20 protein-coding genes are annotated in these 23,165 nt (G+C 53.0%); 9 read left to right on the top strand and 11 right to left on the bottom strand.

Annotated elements, in window-relative coordinates; genetic code table 11:
• Positions 1-2,982 carry a virulence factor SrfB gene (locus tag OGY37_RS18655; protein WP_286547419.1) on the top strand — a complete coding sequence of 994 codons (2,982 nt, stop codon included), beginning with the start codon at positions 1-3 and terminating at the stop codon, positions 2,980-2,982.
• Positions 2,979-5,141 carry a virulence factor SrfC family protein gene (locus OGY37_RS18650; RefSeq protein ID WP_286547421.1) on the top strand — a complete coding sequence of 721 codons (2,163 nt, stop codon included), beginning with the start codon at positions 2,979-2,981 and terminating at the stop codon, positions 5,139-5,141. Before OGY37_RS18655 ends, OGY37_RS18650 begins: the two co-directional genes overlap by 4 nt.
• Before the next feature lie 19 nt (positions 5,142-5,160).
• Here OGY37_RS18650 and OGY37_RS18645 read toward each other — a convergent pair whose 3' ends face one another.
• The gene (locus tag OGY37_RS18645) at positions 5,161-5,334 is read right to left on the bottom strand and encodes a GhoT/OrtT family toxin (protein WP_003020198.1); all 174 of its coding nucleotides are present in this window, start codon (positions 5,332-5,334) and stop codon (positions 5,161-5,163) included.
• Between the two features lie 192 nt (positions 5,335-5,526).
• Between OGY37_RS18645 and yncL the strand changes: the two genes are divergently transcribed.
• Complete coding sequence (gene yncL, locus OGY37_RS18640; RefSeq protein ID WP_071524268.1) at positions 5,527-5,622, top strand: stress response membrane protein YncL; 96 nt, start codon at positions 5,527-5,529, stop codon at positions 5,620-5,622.
• Between the two features lie 119 nt (positions 5,623-5,741).
• On the opposite strand, the gene OGY37_RS18635 is transcribed toward yncL, so the two are convergent.
• Positions 5,742-6,521, bottom strand: a complete 780-nt coding sequence (locus OGY37_RS18635; RefSeq protein ID WP_126318015.1) for an AraC family transcriptional regulator — start codon at positions 6,519-6,521, stop codon at positions 5,742-5,744.
• A 101-nt stretch (positions 6,522-6,622) separates the two neighbouring features.
• Here OGY37_RS18635 and OGY37_RS18630 point away from each other — a divergent pair, with 101 nt between their 5' ends.
• Complete coding sequence (locus OGY37_RS18630; RefSeq protein WP_286547424.1) at positions 6,623-7,750, top strand: multidrug effflux MFS transporter; 1,128 nt, start codon at positions 6,623-6,625, stop codon at positions 7,748-7,750.
• 193 nt (positions 7,751-7,943) lie between these two features.
• Here the strand turns inward: OGY37_RS18630 and patD are convergent, their stop codons facing one another.
• The 6 genes from patD to OGY37_RS18600 form a co-directional block, all read right to left on the bottom strand.
• Complete coding sequence (gene patD, locus OGY37_RS18625) at positions 7,944-9,371, bottom strand: aminobutyraldehyde dehydrogenase (RefSeq protein ID WP_003833127.1); 1,428 nt, start codon at positions 9,369-9,371, stop codon at positions 7,944-7,946.
• 21 nt (positions 9,372-9,392) lie between these two features.
• The gene (locus OGY37_RS18620; protein WP_003020204.1) at positions 9,393-10,199 is read right to left on the bottom strand and encodes an ABC transporter permease; all 807 of its coding nucleotides are present in this window, start codon (positions 10,197-10,199) and stop codon (positions 9,393-9,395) included.
• Complete coding sequence (locus OGY37_RS18615; RefSeq protein ID WP_003833133.1) at positions 10,189-11,133, bottom strand: ABC transporter permease; 945 nt, start codon at positions 11,131-11,133, stop codon at positions 10,189-10,191. The genes OGY37_RS18620 and OGY37_RS18615 overlap by 11 nt, the downstream gene beginning before the upstream one ends.
• On the bottom strand, positions 11,134-12,150 hold the full coding sequence (locus tag OGY37_RS18610) for an ABC transporter ATP-binding protein (RefSeq protein WP_003833135.1): 1,017 nt from the start codon (positions 12,148-12,150) through the stop codon (positions 11,134-11,136).
• Positions 12,151-12,166: 16 nt separating this feature from the next.
• Complete coding sequence (gene ydcS, locus OGY37_RS18605; protein ID WP_181511068.1) at positions 12,167-13,312, bottom strand: putative ABC transporter substrate-binding protein YdcS; 1,146 nt, start codon at positions 13,310-13,312, stop codon at positions 12,167-12,169.
• Positions 13,313-13,639: 327 nt separating this feature from the next.
• Positions 13,640-15,049, bottom strand: a complete 1,410-nt coding sequence (locus OGY37_RS18600; protein WP_149280979.1) for an aminotransferase-like domain-containing protein — start codon at positions 15,047-15,049, stop codon at positions 13,640-13,642.
• Between the two features lie 310 nt (positions 15,050-15,359).
• On the opposite strand from OGY37_RS18600, the gene OGY37_RS18595 reads away from it, so the two are divergent.
• From OGY37_RS18595 to OGY37_RS18580, 4 genes are all read left to right on the top strand, one after another.
• Complete coding sequence (locus tag OGY37_RS18595; RefSeq protein WP_286621518.1) at positions 15,360-16,763, top strand: cytochrome ubiquinol oxidase subunit I; 1,404 nt, start codon at positions 15,360-15,362, stop codon at positions 16,761-16,763.
• Entirely contained in the window at positions 16,763-17,773 is a 1,011-nt protein-coding gene (gene cydB / locus OGY37_RS18590) for a cytochrome d ubiquinol oxidase subunit II (protein ID WP_286621516.1), read from the top strand. Before OGY37_RS18595 ends, cydB begins: the two co-directional genes overlap by 1 nt.
• Entirely contained in the window at positions 17,773-17,898 is a 126-nt protein-coding gene (locus OGY37_RS18585; protein WP_267390987.1) for a DUF2474 domain-containing protein, read from the top strand. The genes cydB and OGY37_RS18585 overlap by 1 nt, the downstream gene beginning before the upstream one ends.
• A gap of 189 nt (positions 17,899-18,087) precedes the next feature.
• Positions 18,088-18,318, top strand: a complete 231-nt coding sequence (locus tag OGY37_RS18580; protein WP_003020233.1) for a DUF2554 family protein — start codon at positions 18,088-18,090, stop codon at positions 18,316-18,318.
• Positions 18,319-18,321: 3 nt separating this feature from the next.
• Here the strand turns inward: OGY37_RS18580 and rlhA are convergent, their stop codons facing one another.
• Positions 18,322-20,283, bottom strand: a complete 1,962-nt coding sequence (rlhA, locus tag OGY37_RS18575) for a 23S rRNA 5-hydroxycytidine C2501 synthase (protein WP_218667415.1) — start codon at positions 20,281-20,283, stop codon at positions 18,322-18,324.
• Between the two features lie 79 nt (positions 20,284-20,362).
• Complete coding sequence (locus OGY37_RS18570; RefSeq protein WP_071446326.1) at positions 20,363-20,899, bottom strand: helix-turn-helix domain-containing protein; 537 nt, start codon at positions 20,897-20,899, stop codon at positions 20,363-20,365.
• Positions 20,900-21,004: 105 nt separating this feature from the next.
• On the opposite strand from OGY37_RS18570, the gene OGY37_RS18565 reads away from it, so the two are divergent.
• Positions 21,005-22,171: a benzoate/H(+) symporter BenE family transporter gene (locus tag OGY37_RS18565; RefSeq protein ID WP_126317998.1), complete on the top strand. Its 1,167-nt coding sequence runs from the start codon at positions 21,005-21,007 to the stop codon at positions 22,169-22,171.
• Here the strand turns inward: OGY37_RS18565 and OGY37_RS18560 are convergent.
• Positions 22,154-23,023, bottom strand: a complete 870-nt coding sequence (locus OGY37_RS18560) for an AraC family transcriptional regulator (RefSeq protein WP_003833154.1) — start codon at positions 23,021-23,023, stop codon at positions 22,154-22,156. The two genes, OGY37_RS18565 and OGY37_RS18560, sit on opposite strands and share 18 nt — an antisense overlap.
• Between the last annotated feature and the right edge of the window lie 142 nt (positions 23,024-23,165).

Raw genomic sequence — 23,165 nt, 5'->3', positions numbered from 1 at the left:
ATGTTGGTGAATCTGTGTGATTACAAACAGAGCGTGACGCTCATCGCCAATAGCGGTGTACAATTTCTGGATTTCGGCCTCACGCCGCAGGAATCTGCGCACCATGGACGCTTTGTGCGCAAAACGGCAAACGGTCCGCTACTGCGACTGGACTTCGATCTGACGTCAGGACGCTATACCCTACCGGGCAGCACCGGCGCACAACCCGAAGTGGTGAAGCCGGAAAGTACCCAGACGTTACATTATTCGCTGGACGTGCTCGACGGTGTCTGGCTGCCGCTGCCGTTTCTGCGCTTTAACCCGCCGCGTACGTTTGTTGAAGGCCCGGATAACTGGGCACGCGTGCAGGTGCGAAAGCTTGCGCAGCCGGACAGCGCGGGTAACACCCACCGTGTTACCGTAGCGCTGGACAGCCAACTTACTGAAAATGCCCCTGCGGCGTTAACTCCCAACGAAAATGATCTGCTTAACGGTACACGGTTTGCGCTGGCCTGGCATGACAACGAAATTGCTGATTTCCTTGACCAGACCTGGATTGACGGCTGGTTGCGCGAATCTTTTATGCACCATGTCACCCAACATGAGAACCGCTCAGAACAAGAGATCCAGCAGGCGCTGCGTAACTTTGAATACCAGGCGCACTGGCTGAATGTGCTGACCCTGTTAGGTGAGCAGCTTTCTGTCCCGGAAGTGAAACTGGTTACGCACACCCTTAGCACACCCGCCATTCCCGTCGATCTTATTTTGGATATCGGTAATACCCATACCTGTGGTGTCCTGATTGAAGATCACGGGGATGCCAATGACGGGCTGCGTCAGACCGCTGAATTGCAGGTCCGTTCGTTAAGCGAGCCGCAGTTCCTCAACGATCCGCTATTCACCAGTCGGCTGGAGTTTTCCGAAGCGCGCTTTGGTAAGCAGCATTTTTCCGTTGAGAGTGGGCGTGATGACGCCTTTATCTGGCCGTCGATTGTGCGTGTGGGTGATGAAGCCCGTAAGCTGGCGATGCAGCGTATGGGCACCGAGGGCAACAGTGGGATCTCAAGCCCGCGCCGCTATCTGTGGGATGAAACGCCGGTGTTACATGACTGGCGCTTTAGCCAGATGAATGGCAAAACCCAGCGCGAACCGCTGGCTACCGCCTTCCCGCTGATGAACCTGATGAACGATGACGGGCAACCGCTGTTCAGCCTGCCGCAGGACGATCGTCTACCAGTGTTCTCACCACAATACAGCCGCAGCACGCTGATGACTCATATGTTGTGCGAAATACTGGCCCAGGCGCTGGGGCAAATTAACAGCGTAGCGACGCGTTTGCGCCTCGGATTCCCGGCGTCTCCGCGTCAGTTGCGGACGCTGATCCTGACCCTACCGTCGGCGATGCCCAAACAGGAGCGCGAGATTTTCCGCCTGCGCATGTTTGAAGCTATTGCCCTGGTCTGGAAAGCGATGGGCTGGCACCCACAGGATGAAGACTTCACCACCCGTAAGCAGCAGGAAAAAAGTGTGGTTCCCGTACCTGAAATTCAGATGGAATGGGATGAAGCCAGCTGCGGGCAACTGGTGTGGCTGTATAACGAGGCTATCTCACACTACGATGGCCACACCGAATCGTTCTTTAACTCCCTTGCCCGCCCGGACCGTTTGCCGGAGCCTGGTGAGACTAAAGGCCGTGCGCTGCGCGTAGCATCGATCGACATTGGCGGCGGGACAACGGATATGGCCGTCGTTCATTACCAGCTTGATGACGGCGTTGGCGCGAATGTCAAAATTACCCCGCATCTGCTGTTCCGTGAAGGTTTTAAAGTTGCGGGCGATGACATGCTGCTGGACGTGATTCAGCGCTGCGTGTTGCCTGCGCTGCAAACCCGCTTACAACAGGCTGGCGTGACCGACGCCGCCGCATTGCTGGCCACGCTGTTTGGCGATTCCGGGCGCATCGATACTCAGGCAATTCTGCGTCAACAAACGGCGTTACAGCTCTTTATGCCGCTCGGTCATGCGGTCCTCTCTGCCTGGGAACAAAGCGATATTAACGACCCGGTCGCCGGGCTACATGCCACCTTTGGGGAACTCCTGAGTCAACAACCCACGCGCAACGTGATGAACTACATCCAACAAGCTATCGACCATGCGTTACCAGCAGGGTCGCCTGCGTTTGATGTTCTGAGCGTGCCGTTACAGGTACAGTTCAGGCAGTTACAAGAAGCACTATTGGCGGGGCAATTTACCCTGACTTCCCCGCTGCACGCGGTTTGTGAGGCCATTTCACATTATCGCTGCGATATCTTATTAGTGACCGGCAGGCCCGCCTGTTTACCGGGTGTACAGGCGTTGATCCGCCATCTGCAACCTGTCCCGGTTAACCGTATGATCTGGATGGATAACTACCGCGTGCATGAGTGGTATCCGTTCAGCCAACAGGGGCGAATTGGTAACCCTAAATCCACCGCTGCTGTAGGCGCTATGCTGTGCAGCCTGGCGCTGGATTTGCGTTTGCCACGCTTTAACTTTAAAGCTGCCGATATCGGAGCTTACTCGACCGTACGCTTTCTCGGTGTGCTGGATAATACGGTCAATACCCTGCGTGATGAGAACATCTGGTATCACGATATTGATCTGGATAAACCTGGGGCGAAGCTGGATGCCCGGTTGCATTTCCCGTTACGTGGCAACGTGACGTTAGGATTCCGGCAACTGGCAAACAGCCGCTGGCCTGCCACGCCGCTGTATACGCTCAGCATAAACTCTGCCGAACTGGCAAAGACTATCGCCGGAGATGGCGTGTTGAATGTTCGGCTGCAGCTACGCGGCGGCAGCAAAGAAAGTGGCCCGGAATTCTTCATCCTGAGTGATGCCTGGTTACAGGATGGCACCCCCGTTGCCGCCAATGCCTTAACGTTAAAACTGAATACGCTGGCAGACCGTCGCCATAGCGGAAGCCATTACTGGATTGATAGCGGGAGCGTGTACCTGAAATGAGTAAGATGTTAAATACCGCGCAGGCCGCCATCGAGTGGGTGGTAGATACCCGTCAACGTGCAGCGCGTCTTGATGATGAAGCGGATGCCCTGCTGGCACAGCTTACGCTAGCCGCAGTGAGTGAATCTGCGCTGAAGACGACCTTTTCATCGCAAGGATGTATAGGGTTATATGGACACTCACAATCGGCAAAAGCACATCTGCTGGCGGCATTGTGCTGCAATGCCGCTGGCAAAGTGAATATTGTTACCCCGGATCGCAGCTTTGATTATTTCTCGCATATTAATCCGGGCCATGCACCAACCAATATGGCGATCCGCTTTACGCGCGATGAAAATCCGCATGATAGCGAATGGCCGTTGCGTCTGCGGTTGCTCAGTGAAGCCGAACTGGTACAGCTATTTATCGCCCAGTTCAGTGCGCTCCCGGACAACCGACAGGTCGAGAAATCGATTATTGAGGCGCGCCTGGAAAAATGGCAAACGCTGCGTCAGCGTCACCCGGTCCCGGGCATTACCGCACATGATGTCGCGGCAATCGGTCGTTTCTGGCGTTCCTGCGTACCGGCAAACCAGCAGCAAATTGACGATGCGCTATGGCACCAGTTTGCCACGTTGCTACCCGCACTGGATCTGACTACCCGGGCAAACGCCTGGGCGTTACTGTGGGGAGAACAACCGGAGCTGACGCAGCAGTGGCTGGCGCTGGCGCACACGTTGCAACAAACCGGACACGCGCAAGAATTAGCGGCCCCGCTGAGCCTGCTGGTTGATCATTTTGGTTTACCTGCCGAAAGTTTCCTGGCCCAGGTGGCATTGACCGGCAATAATGAGGCGCAAAGCGATGTGGTGGTTCATCCGATTGAAAATCATCAGTTGCTCAATGCGGTCAGCCTTTCTTTGCCGTCACTGGCGCTGCTCACGCGCGAGCTGGTCCTGACGGTTGAAGACGCGGTGCTGGAGAATGTCGATCTGCTCGATATTCCCCTCGCCCCGGATGCTCATCCGCATCCACTGTGGCAGGCAAAATTAGGTTGGATGCTGGAACATTATCGCCAGCATCTGCAACCGGATGTGCTCTTAATCTGCAACGCGGTCTCTGCCCGCGCCCAGACGCCCGCCATCACCCGCAAGCTGTTGGGCTGGGTCAACGATACCCAACCCGTTCATGATGCCGCATTACCGGGCGTGGTTTGGGCCATTACCCCGCAGGATGCGCGTTTTAGTACCCAGCAAAACCTTGATGAATCCGTGCAGCAATTAATGGGCAAGCCCGGGCTGCATTGGGGTACGTTGCAGGCGCTGGATAAACATAGCTTACAACGCCTTGTCGAATGGCTGACTCAGGCAACTTCACCACAGCAGCGCCAGGCCAGGTTGACCTCTCTACGCGAGCAGCATCAACAGCGCATCCGCGAAACCCTGATAAGCTGGATTAATCCCGCGCAAGCCGAATCGGGTAGCCACGAGTCGGTGATCCGCCAGTTACAGGCGCAAGCGGCAAAACATGGCGAACTGCTGGATGGTTTGCTCCCGCCGATGCGCATTTTTGAGTCGCTGCTGCGTATTCAGCAACCGCGCGAGGAGCAGGTAAGCGGTTTATTTAATGAAGAGATTGATCTTTTTGCCGAGGTGCGTGACACACTGCACTCGCCAGAAAGCCAGGAAACCGGATATCAGGCACACAAAATGTGGATTAACCACATGCGCCAGTGGTGTCGCGATGAAAATAATGCCCATCGTTTACGACTCGATCCCCGTACGTTAAGGCAGGTTGCCGACATTCTCGTCACCACCAGCTATCGCCTGGAAATGCCACAACGCTTACAGCGCATTATGCAGCGAGAAAACGTCTGTGCCGCGCAGCTACACGCCGATATTGGTGATTTTATTACCTGGCTTGGATTTGCCGACGTTGCTGAGGAACAGCGCCCTGCCAGCAGGATCCAAAAAGGATCGGCTATTTTTAGCGCGCCGAAGCAATCGCCGATGCTACGCCTGACGAAGCTGGATGAACAACCCTCGCATGGTGCAAGCCGTTACGTTTACGACTGGCTGGTTGCCTTGTACACCCGTGCGAATGAGAATGCGGGATATCAGCACCCACAGGATGTCACTGAAACCGACAAAAAACGATTAGATGCCCTGCTTTTCTCCTGAAACGGCGAATACGCCGTCATCAGAAAAGAGAAAACATCAGCGCAACGGGAAAACTCATCGGCCAGGTCGCCCCGACTAATACCGCGCTAAGAAAGCGAATCCGCTTTTTATCGCGGGAAAGAAACCAGGTGATGATTGCCGTGATGACGGCCATCACCGCATAAAAAACCAACATTTTTTGGTATAGGGACATTTAAGGCATCCTGGCCAGAAGGGAAAATCGCGCGCAATATGCTCTTTTTCATGACTCACATCAAGTTTTATTAATTAATTTAAGAAAAACGGCTGTAAAACAACCCATTTTCATTATGTTCAGAATTCGTACTATTGCGGATAGTTATAAGCCGTACTATACCCATAAGGGTTAAAACGAAAGGTGGCAAAAATGAATGTTTCCAGTAAAACTGTGGTGCTGATAAATATATTTGCTGCTGTAGGACTTTTCAGTCTGATATCCGCAAGGTTCGGCTGGTTTGCTTGATGTAACTCTTCTTGATTAATTGCAGCGTCCGCTGGCAGAGAGGATCTTCTCTCTGCCATCAGTAAACGATCTTCCCACTCTGCTATCACTGGGTAAATTATCCTTAATATGTAATACCCCTAATCCTTCTGCGGCATTATATTGCCCGAATAACGGCCAGGTGTTGTGCCGGTATGTTGATGGAAGAAAGCAATAAAAGCACTGTCGCTGACAAACTCCAGATATTGCGCGACCTTGCTGATATGGCATCCATCAGCCAACATTTCCATGGCTTTTAACAACCTAAATTGCTGCCGCCAGTCCTGATAATTCATCCCGGTATCCCTGATAAATATTCGACTGATCGTCCTCTCGCATGCCCCAACCTGTCGGGACAATTGATTCAGTCGTGGTGGCAATTCACCCATGCGTAATCCCTTGAGCCACACGTTAAGCCGCGGATCTGAGGGATATTGCAATGTCCAGTTTTCACTGCGGGCGGCACGCATTTCCTCACAAAAAACGGTAATAAGGCTGGACTGCTGTGCGGCAGGCATTTCCCATGGCCAGAATGCCATACGTTCTATCACTTCAAAAAAAAGCGGATTAACTTCGACTATCTGCAGCGGTAACTCAGATAACGGCAATGTGGTTGAAAAATACAAAGAGCGATAAGCCATGACACCACGCATTATGGCGCGATGTACCGTGCCTGCCGGGATCCAAACCGCACGACGTGGCGGTAGCAGACACAGGGCCTGCTCCAGTTCAATCGTAATACTTCCCGCTGCCGAAAAAAGTAGCTGATGACGAAGATGACTGTGCCGCCCGGAATCATGTACGCCCATATCGGCAGCAATACCGATTACCGGTTTATCAAAGCTATCCGCATCAAAAGCATCATCGGGGGCAATTTTCATTATACGTCCGATATTTGATATTTAAAGTCCTGATAATGGTAATGCGACATATTCCTTTCAGCAATAATGCCCGCCTGTTTTCTGTCTGTCTGGATATTGCTATGAACACACTTCGTCGCCCACCGCTGTGGCTTCTTACACTACTGATTATGTTTCCACAACTGGTGGAAACCATTTACAGCCCGGCATTGCCGGGTATCGCTATCTCTTTTCACGTAAGCAGTGAGCGCGCGGCTCAAACGCTCTCCGTTTATTTTGTTGCTTTCGCCGTCGGCGTAGCGATGTGGGGGTGGCTAAGCGACTGCATCGGACGACGTTGGGCGATGCTGGCAGGACTTATCTGCTATGGAACAGGTTGCGCAGCAGCTGTTGTTGCCACCGACTTCAGCGTTTTGCTGATGGCGCGGATGATCTCCGCCATCGGTGCGGCTGCCGGGTCGGTCGTGGTACAGACCATGCTAAGGGACTGTTATGAATCAACTGCGCTATCCCGCATATTTTCTGTAATGGGTGCTGCGCTGGCATTGAGTCCAGTTTTTGGCCTGCTAAGCGGCGGTTGGCTGGTAAGCCTGTATGGCCATACCGGTGTCTTTGTTGCCCTTGTGCTGTTGGCGCTGCTACTGCTAATACTGACAGCGACCATGCTGCCAGAAACCCGGCCCGAACATACGCTCAGCCCGAAGCTTGCCGGATTGTTCTCCCGCATGATGCGGGACAATGATTTGCGGAAAAACGCCATGCTGGTTGCCCTACTGAACACCATGCTGTTTAGCTATTACAGCCTGGCGCCGTTTCTTTTCGGGCAATTAGGATGGAGCTCCAGAGCCTTTGGCTGGACGGGGTTACTACTTGCGTTTGCTTCTCTGTCAGGTAGCCTGCTGAACCGAAGACTGTTAACGACTGGTCTGACGCCGGAGCGACTGGTACGTTATGCCTGTGCGCTGGCAGCGTTGTCAGGTCTCGTCGCGTGGTGTTTACAGCACTCCGCGTGGATCCTGATTCCGGTGTTCGGCGTGGTGATTGCCTATGGTATCGCCATTCCCAATGTGCTGAGTCAGGCGCTGCGTCACTACCGTGAACAGGCCGGTGCCGCCGGTGCTTTGTTCGGATTAAGCTATTACCTGTTACTTGGGATGATGCTGGGTTTAGCAGGCATGGTGCAGCAACTGGGGCTGGTTCTGAGCGTCTGTGCCCTACTCGCCTGGCTTTGCAGTCTGGGCCGTAGATAAACCCGATGGCGATCCTGAAAGCACAAAGCCCCGGCTATATGCTGGGGCTTTGTTGTATCAATTAGCCTGACCTCGCGGATATTTCCAACTTACCGCCGTCCGATGGCGACGAGGCCAGTGGCGCGAATAGTATAGACACACGTATGCCAATATTTAGCTATCCGTGCCCCATTCGCCGATCGCGCTTAAGATATTACTCATGCTTGATCATAACATGGCGAATAACCGTGTAATCCTCCAGCCCATAAACCGACATATCCTTTCCATAGCCGGACTGTTTTTGCCCACCGTGCGGCATCTCGCTAACCAGCGTGAAATGGGTATTGACCCAAGTGCAACCATATTGCAGGCGAGCGCTAAAGCGATGCGCTCGCCCAACATCCCGGGTCCAGACGGAGGATGCCAGGCCGTATTTCGAATCGTTGGCCCATGCCAGCACCTGATCTTCATCATCAAATACGGTCACGCTGACCACCGGACCGAAAACTTCCCGCTGTACGATGGCATCGTCCTGCTTCGCCCCAGCAAGCAGCGTCGGGGCAAAATAGTAGCCTGAACCATCCACTTTTTTACCGCCGGTGATGACCTTAATATGGCCCAACGCTTTAGCCTCATCGACCGCTTTAGTCACGCGATCGAGATGTGCCTGCGAGCTCACCGGTCCCAGCTCGGTCGATTCATCATTCGGCGGACCGATTTTCAGGCTGGCAACGGCGGCGCCAAGTTTTTCGACCAGTGCATCATAAATGCCTTTCTGGGCATAAATTCGGCAAGCGGCGGTACAGTCTTGCCCGGCGTTGTAATAACCAAAGGTCCGCACGCCGCTCACCACAGCATCCAGATCGGCATCATCAAAAATGATCACCGGAGCTTTTCCGCCCAGTTCCATATGCGTACGCTTAATTGACGGCGCGGTGTGCTGAATAATGTGTTCGCCGGTTGCAATGGAGCCGGTCAGCGAAACCATGCGCACTTTTTCATGGCCGGTCAGCGGATCGCCCACCGTTTTACCGCGACCAAACAGCACGTTAATCACGCCAGCCGGATAAATGTCTTTGGCGAATTCGGCCAATTTAAGCGCCGTCAGCGGGGTAATCTCTGACGGTTTAATCACCACGCAGTTTCCCGCCGCCAACGCTGGAGCCAGCTTCCACGCCGCCATCATCAGCGGATAGTTCCACGGCGCAATAGAGGCCACCACGCCCAGTGGATCACGGCGAATCATCGAGGTATGCCCTTCCAGATATTCACCGGCCGCCTGTCCTTGCAGGGTACGCGCCGCACCGGCGAAGAAGCGGAAAACATCGACAATAGCGGGAATTTCATCGTTGAGAACACAGTGCAGCGGTTTACCGCAGTTAAGTGATTCCAGCTCAGCGAAGGTTTGCGCGTTATCAGCAATAGCATCCGCCAGTTTCAGCAGCAGTTCAGAGCGGACTTTCGGCGTGGTTTGCCCCCAGGTGGCAAACGCGGCGTCTGCTGCACGTACAGCGGCATCAACCTGCATGGCTGACGCCTCAGCAATCTCCAGAATGAGTTCACCAGTGGCAGGGTTATAGACTGGCTGCTTTTCACCTTCACCGTTGACCAGCTCGCCATTAATCAGTAATTGATGTTGCATAGCAATTTCCCATATCGTCGTTTATTTACCGTTTCCGGCGAGAGTGTCGCCTTCACGCGTTAGCCACCAGGCCCCTAAAATTGGCAGTGTTGTCACCAGCATTACCAGCAATGCCACAACGTTGGTGACCGGCACATCCCGTGGACGGCCCAATTGATTGAGCAGCCACAGAGGAAGTGTTCTTTCATGTCCGGCGGTGAACGTTGTCACGATGATTTCATCAAACGACAAGGCAAACGCCAGCATCCCCCCCGCCAGAAGTGCCGATGCCAGATTTGGCAGCACGACATAACGAAAGGTTTGCCAGCCATTGGCGCCAAGATCCATAGACGCTTCGACCAGACTCCATGAGGTACGGCGAAAACGCGCCACAACGTTGTTAAACACCACCACCACGCAAAACGTCGCATGGCCCACCACGATCGTGAGAAAACCCGGTTCCAGGTTGATGGTTTTAAACGCCGTCAACAGCGCAAGGCCGGTAATAATGCCCGGCAGCGCGATCGGCAACAGTAGCAACAGCGATATTGCACTTTTGCCAAAAAAGTCCCTACGCCACAGCGCGGCCGCGGCCAGCGTCCCCAGAACAAGGGCAATAGCTGTCGACAACGCAGCGATCTTAAGTGACAACGTCACAGACTCCAGGATATCGCTACGCTGCGCAGCAACGCTAAACCACTTCAGCGTTAATCCCTGGGGTGGAAAACTAAAAGCAGCCTCCTCAGTATTAAAAGCATAGGTGGCGATGATGAGGATGGGAAAGTGCAGGAAAATAACCCCGCCCCATGCCGCCAGTTTGAGTAGCCAGGGTGCGCGTTCAGAGTGCATCGAAAGCTCCCAGACGCTTCACGAACGCCAGATACAGTGCGATTAACACAATCGGCACCAGAGTAAATGCCGCCGCCATCGGCATATTGCCGATCGCCCCTTGTTGTGAATACACCATGTTGCCGATGAAATAGCCCGGCGGTCCCACCAGTTGCGGCACAATAAAGTCGCCCAACGTCAGAGAGAAGGTAAAGATCGAACCCGCTGCAATGCCCGGTATCGCCAATGGAAGCACCACATAGCGGAAGGTTTGACGCGGACGCGCGCCCAAATCAGCAGAAGCCTGTAACAGCGACGGCGGAAGTCTCTCCAGCGCGGCCTGTACCGGCAGGATCATAAACGGCAGCCAGATATAGACGAACACCAGGAAACGCCCTAACCCTGAAGTCGACAGCGTATTGCCGCCTACCGCAGGTAATGTCAGGAACGAAAGCAGCAACGGCTCCAGCCCAAGGTGGGTTAAAAACCACTGCGCCACGCCGTCTTTAGCCAACAGCAGCGTCCACGCATAGGCTTTAACGATGTAGCTGGCCCACATTGGCAACATTACGGCAATGTAAAAAAAAGCCTTCATTTTGCCGCTGGTATAGCGAGCCATATACCACGCCATCGGAAACGCCAGAATCGCGCTGGCGATGGTGACCGCTACCGCCATCGTCAGAGTGCGCAAAATGATGTCGTAGTTAGCGGGATTAAACAGCGCCTGCAAATTCGCCAGCGTCAGGTCTGGTGTGACCGACATGGTGAAATCGTCGAAGGTATAAAAACCTTGCCACAACAGTGTCAGTAATGAGCCAAAGTAGACGATGCCAAACCACATCAGCGGTCCGAGGAGCAGCAAAAACAGCCCCAGCCCCGGATTACGCCAGAAGTAACCTGAGATCCGATTCAGGTTGGTCGACTGTGGAGGCGAATGTAAGACGTTCATAGCCATTCACCTCTCCTCAACCAGCGGTACCATCACGTCGCGTGACCAGGATGCCATCACCTGCTGACCTGGCGACAACGTTGACGGTAGCATTTCGCCCGTCAGGTTCGCCTGGCTAACTAGCAACTTTTCACCACCGGCCAGTTTTAGCTCAAACCGCGTCGCCGCGCCCTGGTACTGCACCGCCTGGATAACTCCCGTAGCCTGGACTTCACCCCCGGCATCATTCAAACGAATATGTTCCGGACGCAGGGAGAACATCCCCTGTAGCCCGCAAACGTTCGCTGACATCGTGGCATCAAAGACATTGGACGTCCCGACGAAACTTGCCACAAACGGTGTCCGCGGACGCATGTACAGTTCGCGCGGAGAATCCACCTGTTCGATGCGACCGTTATTAAACACCGCCACACGATCGGACATCGACAGGGCTTCCCCCTGATCGTGAGTGACGAAAATGAAGGTGATACCAAGGGATTGCTGTAATTTCTTCAGCTCCAGCTGCATCTGCTCGCGCAGTTTGAGATCCAATGCCCCGAGCGGTTCATCCAACAGCAGGACGCGCGGCTCATTGACCAGCGCCCGGGCAATCGCCACGCGCTGCCGCTGACCACCGGAAAGTTGCGATGGTTTGCGTTCATAAACAAAACCGAGCGCAACTTTATCCAACGCCTCTCGCGCTTTGGCGTGGCGCTGTTTTTTATCGATGCCTTTGACCATCAGCCCGTAAGCGACGTTGTCGAGAATCGACATGTGCGGGAATAACGCGTAATCCTGAAATACCGTATTTACATCCCGCTCCCAGGGCGGCAATTCGCTGGCCTGTTTACCAAAAATAGTGATTGCGCCGCCTGACAGTTGTTCAAACCCAGCAATCAGGCGCAGACAGGTGGTCTTGCCGGAGCCGGATGGCCCCAGCATAGAGAAAAACTCACCGTCGTTAATCGCAATACTTACCCCATCAACTGCTCGAACATCCCCATACAAACGCGAGACGTTATGAAACTCCACTGCGTACGTCATAAAACCCCCAGCGGAATTAACGACCGCCCATAATGGCGATGTAATCCTGCGTCCAGCGACTGTAAGGAACGAATTTTCCACCTTCGGCAATCGGCGTTTTCCAGAAGGCAATTTTGTCGAAATAACTATAGCCGTTGGTTTCACAGCCTTTTTCACCCAGTAACGGGCTGGCTTTACAACCTTCAGGCACTACTGGCAGAGAACCAAACCAGGCCGCTACGTCGCCCTGTACCTTCGGGGTTAATGACCAGTTCATCCATTTGTAAGCACAAACCGGGTGTTTCGCTTCACTGTGCAGCATGGTGGTATCAGCCCATCCGGTAACCCCTTCTTTTGGGAAGACCGTGGCAATTGGCTGACCTTCGCCTTTCAAGGCGTTAGCCTGATAAGGCCAGGCGCTTGACGCTACCACGCCTTCGTTTTTGAAATCGCTCATTTGCACGGTGGTATCGTGCCAATAGCGATGGATCAGCGCGTGCTGATCGCTCAGGACTTTGATCACCGCCTGATACTGTTTTTCAGTGAGCTGATAGGGATCGGTAATACCCAACTGCGGCTGAGTGGCTTTAACGAATAACGCGGCATCGGCAATATAGATCGGGCCATCGTAGGCCTGAACGCGCCCTTTATTGCTTTTCCCGTCCGCAAGTTTTTGCTCAACAAACACCACGTTCCAGCTATCCGGCGGCGTTGGGAAAATTTTGGTGTTATACATCAGCAGGTTTGGTCCCCACTGGTACGGTGTGCCGTAAACTTTTCCGCCAACGTTAAACCATTCGCCTTTTACCACCCGCGGATCGATGCTTTTCCAGTTAGGGATCAGCGCGGTATTAATCGGCTGAACGCGTTTTCCCATAATCAGGCGCAGTGAGGCATCACCAGAAGCGGTAACCAGATCGTAACCGCCTTTTGCCATCAGGCTGACCATCTCATCGGATGTGGCTGCCGTTTTTACATTAACCGCGCAGCCGGTATCTTTCTCAAACTGCGAGACCCAGTCATATTGTTTATCGGTTTGTCCACGTTCGATATAACCCGGCCAGGCAATAATATCCAGGCGGCCTTCCGGTTTATCTAATGATGTGGGGGGTTCGGCTGCCTGCGCAGTCATCAGCGTCATACTGAGTGCGCACAGGCTACTGAGGGCAAACTGCTTGCTCATAACGTCTTACTCCTGTCTAAAAAATATTGAGCGGCAGCCTTGCCGTAAATATATGTCCTTTTCTAAAAATAGTCGGGGTGTTGTAAGCGTTCCTGCTGGCGCAAGGAAATTTAATCAGGTTGTGAGCTAACGCTCATTACGCTACAGACTCTGACCAGGGGGTAATCTTCTGGAGTATAGACAAGGAGTTAGACGCAGAGGTGGCAATAGTATTAACTATTGATATTTTGTATGGACACACCCGATATAAATAATACCGTGGTTCAGCATTCACTATTTCGAAAATAAGAACACGCTATTCATTTATATTGAATAGCGCGTTATGGTTTATTTCATCATTTCACGAATTAATTTACCAAGCTGTTTTACGGCCTGCTCTTCGCGATCTCCCCAGTGCCATGCAGTATTAAAACGAAAAAAACGTGTCCAGCTTCCCGAGGTCGAGAACATTTTCCCCGGCGCAATACTGATGTGGTGTGCCAGCGCATGGGTACTGAGCACACCGGCATCAAGCGGTTCCGGCAGCTCCAGCCACAGAAAATAACCGCTGTCGTTGTGGTGAATTTTGACTTCCGCCGGAAGATGACGCAGCAGCGTTTGCCAGGCCTGTTGTTTACGTTCCGCCAGTTGCCGACGCAAGCGCCGTAAATGCGCGTCATAGCGCCGGGTTGAAAGATAATCAACAAGGGCAAGCTGCATAGGCGAACTGGTAGATAAGGTGCTCATTAGCTGGAGTCGCTGAATACGCCGGGCATGTTTCCCTGCTGCTACCCAGCCAATACGAAATCCTGGCACCAGGCACTTCGAGAAAGACGAACAATGCAGAACGCTGTCGGCGCGATCCCAGGCTTTGGCAGGCAACGGTTTTTCGCGGCCAAAGTACAACTCGCTGTAAACATCATCTTCAATCAACATTACGTGGTATTTTTCCAGCAAGGCGACCAGACGCGCCTTTTTCTCTGCGCTGAGCGTAAAACCCAGTGGGTTTTGGCTGTTGGTCATTAGCCAGCAGGCTTTTACCGGGTACTCCTGCAACGCCTGCTCCAACGCAGCAAGATCGATCCCCTCGTTAACGTCGGTGGCCACCGACAACGCCTTCAGACGTAATCGTTCCAGGGCCTGCAACGCCCCGTAAAAACAGGGGTTTTCGACAATCACCCAGTCACCCGGTTCAGTGACCGCTTGCAGGCTCAGATTAAGGGCTTCCAACGCGCCGGTGGTGATGACGATTTCGTCAGGTGAAATGGTCATCCCCTGTTGAGCATAGCGACGGGCAATGGCATGACGCAGCTCAGCATTCCCCGGCGGCAGGTTTTCAATCACGCTCATGGCTGTGGCAGTTTTACTCACCTGCGCCAACGAGCGATTCAACTGCTGAAGTGGAAACAGCCGCGGGTCGGGGAATGCGGAGGCAAAGGGCATCACTGACGCATCCCGGCTGGCCTGCAACATATCAAAAATGTAGGTATTGATATCCACTGCTTCATCGCGCATGACCTGCACCTGCGGCGCAGCAAGTTCACGTTCGGGGCGCGCGGCGACATAATAACCAGACTGCGGTCGGGCAATAATCCGCCCCTGGCTTTCCAGCAACTGGTATGCGTGTCCGACGGTCATAAAACTCATGCCGCTGCTGACCACCTGCTCACGCAAAGATGGCAAGCGATCGCCCGGCTGCCATACGCCAGACGCAATTTGATCGCGAATTTGCTCTGCCAGTCGCTGGTATTTTTTCATTTTTCGTCCTGATTACCGGTGTCGGTGACAACCACTGTGTATATCAGTTTACATAATCAGGGTATTTTATTTAACTGTTATAGTTAACAGTTTTACAACATCGGTAATGACAGTTCTTTGCCTACGGCGCGTATTTCAAGAAGAGAACGCTATTCAATAACAGGAATCAAGCTTCCAGATTTCATATCAGCGAGTGCAACTTATAACAGCGCTGCAACTGTTATGGTTAAAAAGAACTGTTCTGTTTCTGCCTTCCATTGCTCCTCAGACTTAGAATTGCGCTAAATCAATTTTGCCTGCGGAGTTAAGCATGTTCGGTCTTGACGCGTTTCACCTGGCAAGGATCCAGTTCGCGTTTACGGTATCCTTTCACATCATCTTTCCGGCTATTACTATCGGACTCGCCAGTTATCTGGCTGTGCTTGAAGGGCTATGGTTAAAAACGAAAAACCCCACCTGGCGATCGCTTTACCATTTTTGGTCGAAAATATTCGCCGTAAATTTTGGTATGGGTGTCGTTTCCGGGCTGGTGATGGCTTATCAGTTCGGCACCAACTGGAGTGGTTTTTCCGAGTTCGCCGGGAGTATCACTGGGCCGTTACTGACCTATGAAGTATTAACCGCCTTCTTCCTCGAAGCTGGTTTCCTTGGGGTGATGTTGTTTGGCTGGAATCGGGTTGGTCCAGGACTTCATTTCTTTGCCACCTGCATGGTCGCACTGGGTACCATTATTTCAACCTTCTGGATCCTCGCCTCCAACAGCTGGATGCAGACACCGCAAGGCTATGAAATAGTTAACGGCCAGGTCGTTCCCGTCGACTGGTTCGCCGTTATTTTCAATCCTTCATTCCCCTATCGTCTGCTGCATATGTCGGTTGCCGCCTTCCTGAGCAGCGCGTTGTTTGTTGCCGCCTCTGGGGCGTGGCATTTGCTGCGCGGGAATAACACACCAGCAATTCGAGCGATGTTTTCGATGGCGCTGTGGATGACATTAATCGTCGCTCCACTGCAGGCCTTGATTGGCGATATGCACGGTTTGAATACGCTGAAGCATCAGCCGGCAAAAATTGCTGCGATTGAAGGACACTGGGAAAATCACCCTGGTGAACCGACTCCGCTGCTGCTGTTCGGCTGGCCGGATATGGAGCAGGAACGCACCCGCTATGGGCTGGAAATCCCGGCGCTAGGCAGTCTAATCCTGACCCATAGTCTGGACAAACAGGTCCCGGCCCTAAAAGAGTTTCCTAAAGAAGACAGGCCCAACTCCACCATGGTGTTCTGGTCGTTTCGCATAATGGCCGGGCTAGGCATGCTGATGATCCTGCTGGGTACTTTTGCCCTGTGGCTGCGCTATAAGCAGCGTTTATACACCTCACGCCCTTTTCTGCGCTTTGCCTTATGGATGGGCCCCTCCGGTCTGATTGCCATCCTTGCCGGTTGGGTGACCACTGAAGTTGGCCGTCAGCCGTGGGTGGTTTACGGTCTGCAACGTACGGCGGATGCGGTTTCTGCACATGGCGATTTACATATGAGCATCAGCCTGCTGTCCTTCTTTGTGGTGTACAGCTCAGTGTTTGGCGTGGGTTACAGCTACATGATCCGCCTGATCCGTAAAGGGCCACAGGAAGATGACCCGACTATTCCGCCAACAGGCACGCCTGCCCGGCCGCTTTCAGCCGCCGTCCTCGATTCTCAACCGGAGGCACATCGCTAATGGGTATCGATTTATCAGTTATCTGGTTTGTAATTATCGTCTTCGCCACGCTGATGTATATCGTGATGGACGGTTTTGATCTCGGGATTGGCATTTTATTCCCAGCGATTCAGGACGCTGACGACCGCGATGTGATGGTCAACAGCGTCGCCCCGGTATGGGACGGCAATGAAACCTGGTTGGTGTTGGGCGGCGCAGGATTATTCGGCGCTTTCCCCCTGGCCTATGCGGTGATCGTCGATGCGCTGACCATCCCGTTGACCCTGATGCTAATCGGCCTGATTTTTCGCGGCGTCGCGTTCGAGTTTCGCTTCAAAGCCACACCGGCTCACCGACCATTCTGGGATAAAGCCTTTATCGGCGGTTCAATCCTCGCGACATTCACGCAAGGTGTCGTGGTGGGTGCCGTACTCAACGGATTTTCCGTTACCGGACGCAGCTACAGCGGCGGTTCTTTCGACTGGTTGACCCCGTTCACGTTGTTCTGCGGCGTTGGTCTGGTCGTGGCTTACGCCCTGCTGGGGGCGACATGGCTGGTGATGAAAAGCGAAAATCCGTTGCAGGATAAAATGCGCAGTGTGGCCAAAAAACTGCTGCTGGCAATGTTGGTTGTGATTGCCATTATCAGCCTGTGGACACCACTGGCACATAGCGCGATTGCCGAGCGTTGGTTTAGCCTGCCCAACCTGTGGTTTCTGATGCCGGTTCCGCTGCTGGTTGCGCTTATCAGTCTCTGGCTGTGGCGCTCACTGGGCCAGCAAAACAGCCATACGCTGCCTTTTGTATTGACACTGGGGCTGATTTTTCTCGGGTTTAGCGGGCTGGGGATCAGTATCTGGCCACATATCATTCCACCGTCTATTACGCTCTGGCAGGCGGCGGCTCCGGCACAAAGTCAGGGCTTTATGTTGGTTGGCGCACTGCTGATTATCCCGATAATCCTGGTGTACACCTTCTGGAGCTACTACGTTTTCCGCGGCAAAGTTCAACATGGTAAGGGGTATCATTGATGCAACAAACAATCTGGACACGCCTGATGTGGCTGGTGATCCTCTGGGGGGGCAGTGTGCTGGCCCTGGCCGCCGTTGGTATGTTCTTTCGTCTCCTGATGACAGCTGCCGGATTTAAGTCCTGATACTCTCCTTGCAAACAATCGGGCTGCACTGTATTGCCCGGTTGTAACAAATCCCAACACTGGCTAAACAAATATGTAAAAAACATCGAAATGGCAAAACAGAGATTGTCATTAACCCGATTAAAATATTGAATAGTCACCTGGCGAAATTATCGCCAATTCCGCAGCTAACGTACCAGAGGGTGCATGATGTTTAAGAAAGGGTTAACGGTGTTATTGCTGGCCAGCGCGCTTTTTTCCGGTCAACTTTTCGCTACTAATCAGGGACATGAATATCTTCAGGTGCAGGATGCCGATCATTTACTACGACACACGGCCGACAGCGATGAGTTGCGAGTGACGGCGGAAGAATCCGCCGCCGATCTTCGTGAACACCATCACTGGCAAAAATCACGCAAACCCGATACACATCTGAGCTAACGATTAACCTTTGCGCTTCGGCAGTGTCTTCATCAGTTCTTCTGGACTGACCGAAGCCACAACGCTGCCGGGCAACGGCATCTTCAGAATGTGATGCTTCATCTTGCCGATTACGTGCATTTCGCACGGTCGGCAATCAAATTTCAGCGTCAGGACTTCATCGCCGTTAACCAGTTGCATCGGTGTCGCTTTCCAGCTCTTGATGTTCCCTTTCGCCTGTTTCGGACACAAGTTAAAGGCGAAACGCAGGCAATGTTTGGTGATCATCACCGGCACTTCGCCCTTTTCTTCATGAGCTTCATAGGCTGCATCAATCAACTGAACGCCATAACGGTGATAAAACTCACGCGCTTTTTGGTTGTAGACGTTAGCCAGGAAACTCAAGTGCGTTTGTGGATAAACCGGCGCTGGCTGAGATACCGGTTTGCGGCTACCGCGCTGATAGCTTTGCAGGCGCGCTGCATCCAGCATATCAACGGCTTCACGCCGGAACTGATTTAGTTGACCGTTTGGCACAAACAGCGCGCCCGGCAGATTCACCTGAATATTACGGACGTAGTACATCGTCTGACCAAGTTTTGCCAGTCCGTCCTGTAGGTTACTCAACGCTTTTTCCGCATTGTTCGCTTCCTCAAACTGGCCGTCCAACGTATGGGTGATACTCACGCCCTCTTCACTGGTGAGCGTCAGAATCAACTGCTCCTGCCAGCCGCCGAGCTCAATATCGATCGCAACACGGCGTTCGCTGGAAGTTTTTGTTAACGCTTGCTGCCAGTTATGATCGAGGTTGCGATTCAGCGGATGATGCGGACGCACTTTGTGCAGGTCGGCGGGCATTTCATTCGGCCATACCCGATAACGATTGTTCCCCGTTTTTTCCACGGTGTTGGCGCGGAATCCAACAACCTCGCGTTTGATTAACACGTTCAGGCCATCCCCGTTTGCCAGCGGTTCAGTCACCTCAACATCGAGATGATCTTTCGCCACCTTCAGGACTTCGCCGACCGGCAAACCGATAAACTTTGGCGAGTCGAATGCGCCGATATCCCCTTTACGGGCATTCACAAAATAATCGGTGCTGCCGCGATGGAAGGTTTTCTCTGTGGATGGGGTAAAGAAATGTTCGGTACGTCCCGCTGATGAACGGGCCAGATCGCCGCGTTCTTCAATGATGGCGTCGAGCATCTGGCGATAATGTGCGGTAATATTCTTCACATAACTCATGTCCTTATAGCGCCCTTCAATTTTGAAGGAACGCACACCTGCGTCAATCAACGCACCCAGGTTGGCGGTCTGATCGTTATCTTTCATCGACAGCAGATGTTTTTCATAGGACACCACGCGCCCCTGATCGTCTTTCAGGGTATACGGCAGACGGCAAGCCTGGGAACAGTCGCCGCGGTTAGCGCTGCGTCCGGTTTGTGCATGTGAAATATAACACTGTCCTGAATAGGCAACGCACAGCGCACCGTGAATGAAAAACTCAATGGTCGCATCGGTAGCCTGATGGATAGCGTTAATCTGCTCAAGGCTCAGTTCGCGCGCCAGCACAATCTGGGTGAATCCCACATCAGATAGAAATTTCGCCTTCTCAACGCTGCGAATATCGCACTGGGTGCTGGCGTGCAGTTCAATCGGGGGAATATCCAGTTCAAGAATCCCCATATCCTGCACGATCAGGGCATCAACGCCGGTCTGATACAGATCGGTAATTAACCGTTGTGCGGGCTCCAGCTCATCATCATGCAAGATCGTGTTTAGCGTCACAAAGATTTTTGCCCCGTAACGATGGGCAAAAGGCACTAATTCGGCAATATCTTTCAGGCTATTACTGGCGTTATGACGCGCGCCAAAACCTGGTCCACCAATGTAAACGGCGTCTGCGCCGTGCAAAATGGCTTCGCGCGCAATGGCGGTATCCCGAGCCGGGCTTAACAATTCAAGGTGATGAGGCTGCTGGCGCATACAGTTGTTACCATCCACAAGCGGTAAAAATGGCGGTTATTGTAGTCACAAGCGCGGCGTTTCGGAATAGTTTTCCCGATTAACCGCGTGGGTAATGGATCAGCGAGTGAAAATGAACCGTTTGCTCGCTACTGTTACGGTAGCTATGTGCCGTATCTCCGGCGAAACGGACACCCTCACCGGATTTAAAGGTGCGCCACTGCCCCTCAATACACATATCCAGCAGACCACTAATCACCACCACGTGCTCAATTACGCCGGTTTCATGCGGAGTAGATTCACTGAGCGCGCCGGGTGCCAGCAGTATCGAAAAATGATCGAAGCACAGTTGCGGATCCCACGGGAACAACGGCGTGACGACCATCGCCTGCTGCTGGGGATCGAATGTTAGCGTGCCGTCTGACTCTGGTGGTGAAATAAACGTTGAAAACGGGACGTTCAGTCCAGTGGCAATTTTCCACAATGTTGCCACCGTTGGACTGGATTCGTTGCGCTCAATCTGCCCCAGCATCGCTTTTGAGACGCCAGTTTCCTCCGCCAGACGCGAAAGGCTCCATTCACGCTGGTGACGTAGCGTCTTGAGCGTTGTGGCCAGATAGTGGGTTAAGTTATCCATTTTTCTCCTTAGTCGCTCTCCTTTCTCGGGGCTACAGCTTAGCACTTGTACGCTATAACGCACAGTGTTACTGTAACTGACCGTTATAACGCACGCGGAGTTGCTATGCGCACATTTTCCATCCCACTGCCTACAGTTTTGTCGGGTTTTGTGGCGGTCCTGGTCGGCTACGCCAGTTCAGCGGCCATTATCTGGCAAGCGGCGCTCGCCGCAGGTGCGACGACCGGACAAATCGCAGGCTGGATGACCGCACTTGGGCTAGCAATGGGGGTCAGTACGCTGGCGCTGACATTGTGGTATCGCGCCCCTGTACTCACCGCATGGTCAACGCCTGGTGCCGCGCTGCTGGTGACGGGCCTGCAAGGCGTATCGATTCAGGATGCTATCGGTGTTTTTATCGTAGCTAATGCGTTGATTGTGCTGTGCGGTATAACCGGGCTGTTTGCCCGTCTGATGAAAATTATTCCCCACTCGCTGGCATCAGCCATGCTGGCCGGGATCTTGCTGCGTTTTGGTTTGCAGGCGTTCAATAGCCTGAACAGTGAGCTTATCTTGTGCGGCAGCATGCTGCTGGCGTGGTTAGTACTAAAAGTGATTGCCCCACGGTATGCCGTAATCGCCGCAATGTTGGTAGGCATAGCCATCGCCCTGGTTAAAGGTGACATTGTCACCGATGGTGTTAATCTGTCACCGGTGTTGCCAGCGTTTATTGCCCCACACTTTTCATTAGCCCACAGTATCAGCATTGCGCTACCGCTGTTTCTGGTTACTATGGCTTCGCAAAATGCCCCAGGTATTGCGACCATGAAAGCATCTGGATATTCGTTACCCGTTTCACCCCTGATTGTTTTTACGGGTCTGCTGGCACTGCTATTTTCGCCGTTTGGCGTCTATTCCATCTGCATCGCCGCCATAACCGCCGCAATTTGCCAAAGCCCCGAAGCCCATCCAGATGCAAATCGACGCTGGCTTGCCGCAGCGGCAGCGGGTGTCTTTTACATTCTGGCTGGAGTGTTTGGCGGTTCGGTCACAGGACTGATGGCAGCCCTCCCCGTAAGCTGGATCCAGATGCTTGCTGGTCTGGCATTACTCGGCACGATTAGCGGTAGTTTATTCCAAGCCTTACATAATGAAGCAGAACGCGATGCGGCCATCGTGACTTTTCTGGTTACGGCCAGTGGTCTGACGGTATTTGGTGTTGGGTCTGCATTCTGGGGGCTGGTCGTCGGCGGTATCTGCTACTCAGTGTTGACATTATTTCGCCGCGCGTAGCTGCGTTGGCGTTTTACCCGTCACTTGTTTAAACCGGTTACTGAAATGGCTCGCCGAACTGAACCCACAGGCCATTGCAATATCCGACAGGCTGCGTGATGAATAACAGACCAGTTGCTGCGCCAGCGCCATACGGCGTTGCATGACGTACTGATGAGGCGCCATATTCATCGACTGGCGAAACATTCTGGCAAAATGGAATTCACTTAGCGCTGCCTCGCTTGCCAGATCGCTCAACGTTATGGGATACGCCAGATGTGCTTCAATATAGGCCAGCACGTTGCGCAATGTGGCAGGCGCAAGCCCTCCGGTGACAACGGGAAGTCGCCATTGCACATTGCTGTAATGCTGGATCAGATGCGTTAACAGTAGTGAAGATGCCGCGCTAAGCGTGAGGTGATTGGCCGGTTGCTGCCAGTCGTTACCAAGCAAAAACTGACGGTAAACCGCCGTGATCCCCGGGTCACTGCCAAACGTATGCTCGTCCAGCGTGAAACTATAGGGGCTTTTGTCCCAAACTTTTTCACCCACTTCTCGCAAATGCGCGTCCGTACAATAGAGATGAACAAAGGAAAGATCGTCACGAATATCCCAACTGGACTCACTCTCTTTCGGCATCAGGCAAAAACGGTCTGGTCCCCCGCCATTCTTCCATCCTCCCGCCGTCTTGTGGTAACTCTCGTAACCATCTGCGATGTATAAACTGAGCGTATGGTGATCGCAATATTGGGTGATGGTATCGCGCTTGTTCGACCAGGCCGCCAGTTGGATCCCTGAATGTAACGCAACCGATTCATGCAGCACGGCATTATGTTTGCGCAAGTTTTCAAAGGCACCGTAGGGCTGAGACATACCATCACATTCAAAATAAGTTAGCAGGCTTTCAGTCTATATCAGCTACATATCGTTAACAGCTGCCTTTTCACTATTACGCTAAAAAAAGCGCAAGATTTTGCAAGTACACCGCAAGCCGATGAAAGTCTCCTGCATTCCG

Origin of the sequence: Citrobacter sp. Cpo030, from assembly GCF_030333005.1 — a bacterium.
Classification (GTDB): Bacteria; Pseudomonadota; Gammaproteobacteria; order Enterobacterales; family Enterobacteriaceae; genus Citrobacter; species Citrobacter portucalensis.
This window is presented reverse-complemented; position numbering and strand designations above follow the sequence as displayed.

Excerpts from the sequence above, each read along its gene's own strand:
- OGY37_RS18655 (WP_286547419.1), top strand. The coding sequence starts at position 1 with ATGTTGGTGAATCTGTGTGATTACAAACAGAGCGTGACGCTCATCGCC.
- OGY37_RS18650 (WP_286547421.1), top strand. The coding sequence starts at position 2,979 with ATGAGTAAGATGTTAAATACCGCGCAGGCCGCCATCGAGTGGGTGGTA.
- OGY37_RS18645 (WP_003020198.1), bottom strand. The coding sequence starts at position 5,334 with ATGTCCCTATACCAAAAAATGTTGGTTTTTTATGCGGTGATGGCCGTC.
- yncL (WP_071524268.1), top strand. The coding sequence starts at position 5,527 with ATGAATGTTTCCAGTAAAACTGTGGTGCTGATAAATATATTTGCTGCT.
- OGY37_RS18635 (WP_126318015.1), bottom strand. The coding sequence starts at position 6,521 with ATGAAAATTGCCCCCGATGATGCTTTTGATGCGGATAGCTTTGATAAA.
- OGY37_RS18630 (WP_286547424.1), top strand. The coding sequence starts at position 6,623 with ATGAACACACTTCGTCGCCCACCGCTGTGGCTTCTTACACTACTGATT.
- patD (WP_003833127.1), bottom strand. The coding sequence starts at position 9,371 with ATGCAACATCAATTACTGATTAATGGCGAGCTGGTCAACGGTGAAGGT.
- OGY37_RS18620 (WP_003020204.1), bottom strand. The coding sequence starts at position 10,199 with ATGCACTCTGAACGCGCACCCTGGCTACTCAAACTGGCGGCATGGGGC.
- OGY37_RS18615 (WP_003833133.1), bottom strand. The coding sequence starts at position 11,133 with ATGGCTATGAACGTCTTACATTCGCCTCCACAGTCGACCAACCTGAAT.
- OGY37_RS18610 (WP_003833135.1), bottom strand. The coding sequence starts at position 12,150 with ATGACGTACGCAGTGGAGTTTCATAACGTCTCGCGTTTGTATGGGGAT.
- ydcS (WP_181511068.1), bottom strand. The coding sequence starts at position 13,312 with ATGAGCAAGCAGTTTGCCCTCAGTAGCCTGTGCGCACTCAGTATGACG.
- OGY37_RS18600 (WP_149280979.1), bottom strand. The coding sequence starts at position 15,049 with ATGAAAAAATACCAGCGACTGGCAGAGCAAATTCGCGATCAAATTGCG.
- OGY37_RS18595 (WP_286621518.1), top strand. The coding sequence starts at position 15,360 with ATGTTCGGTCTTGACGCGTTTCACCTGGCAAGGATCCAGTTCGCGTTT.
- cydB (WP_286621516.1), top strand. The coding sequence starts at position 16,763 with ATGGGTATCGATTTATCAGTTATCTGGTTTGTAATTATCGTCTTCGCC.
- OGY37_RS18585 (WP_267390987.1), top strand. The coding sequence starts at position 17,773 with ATGCAACAAACAATCTGGACACGCCTGATGTGGCTGGTGATCCTCTGG.
- OGY37_RS18580 (WP_003020233.1), top strand. The coding sequence starts at position 18,088 with ATGTTTAAGAAAGGGTTAACGGTGTTATTGCTGGCCAGCGCGCTTTTT.
- rlhA (WP_218667415.1), bottom strand. The coding sequence starts at position 20,283 with ATGCGCCAGCAGCCTCATCACCTTGAATTGTTAAGCCCGGCTCGGGAT.
- OGY37_RS18570 (WP_071446326.1), bottom strand. The coding sequence starts at position 20,899 with ATGGATAACTTAACCCACTATCTGGCCACAACGCTCAAGACGCTACGT.
- OGY37_RS18565 (WP_126317998.1), top strand. The coding sequence starts at position 21,005 with ATGCGCACATTTTCCATCCCACTGCCTACAGTTTTGTCGGGTTTTGTG.
- OGY37_RS18560 (WP_003833154.1), bottom strand. The coding sequence starts at position 23,023 with ATGTCTCAGCCCTACGGTGCCTTTGAAAACTTGCGCAAACATAATGCC.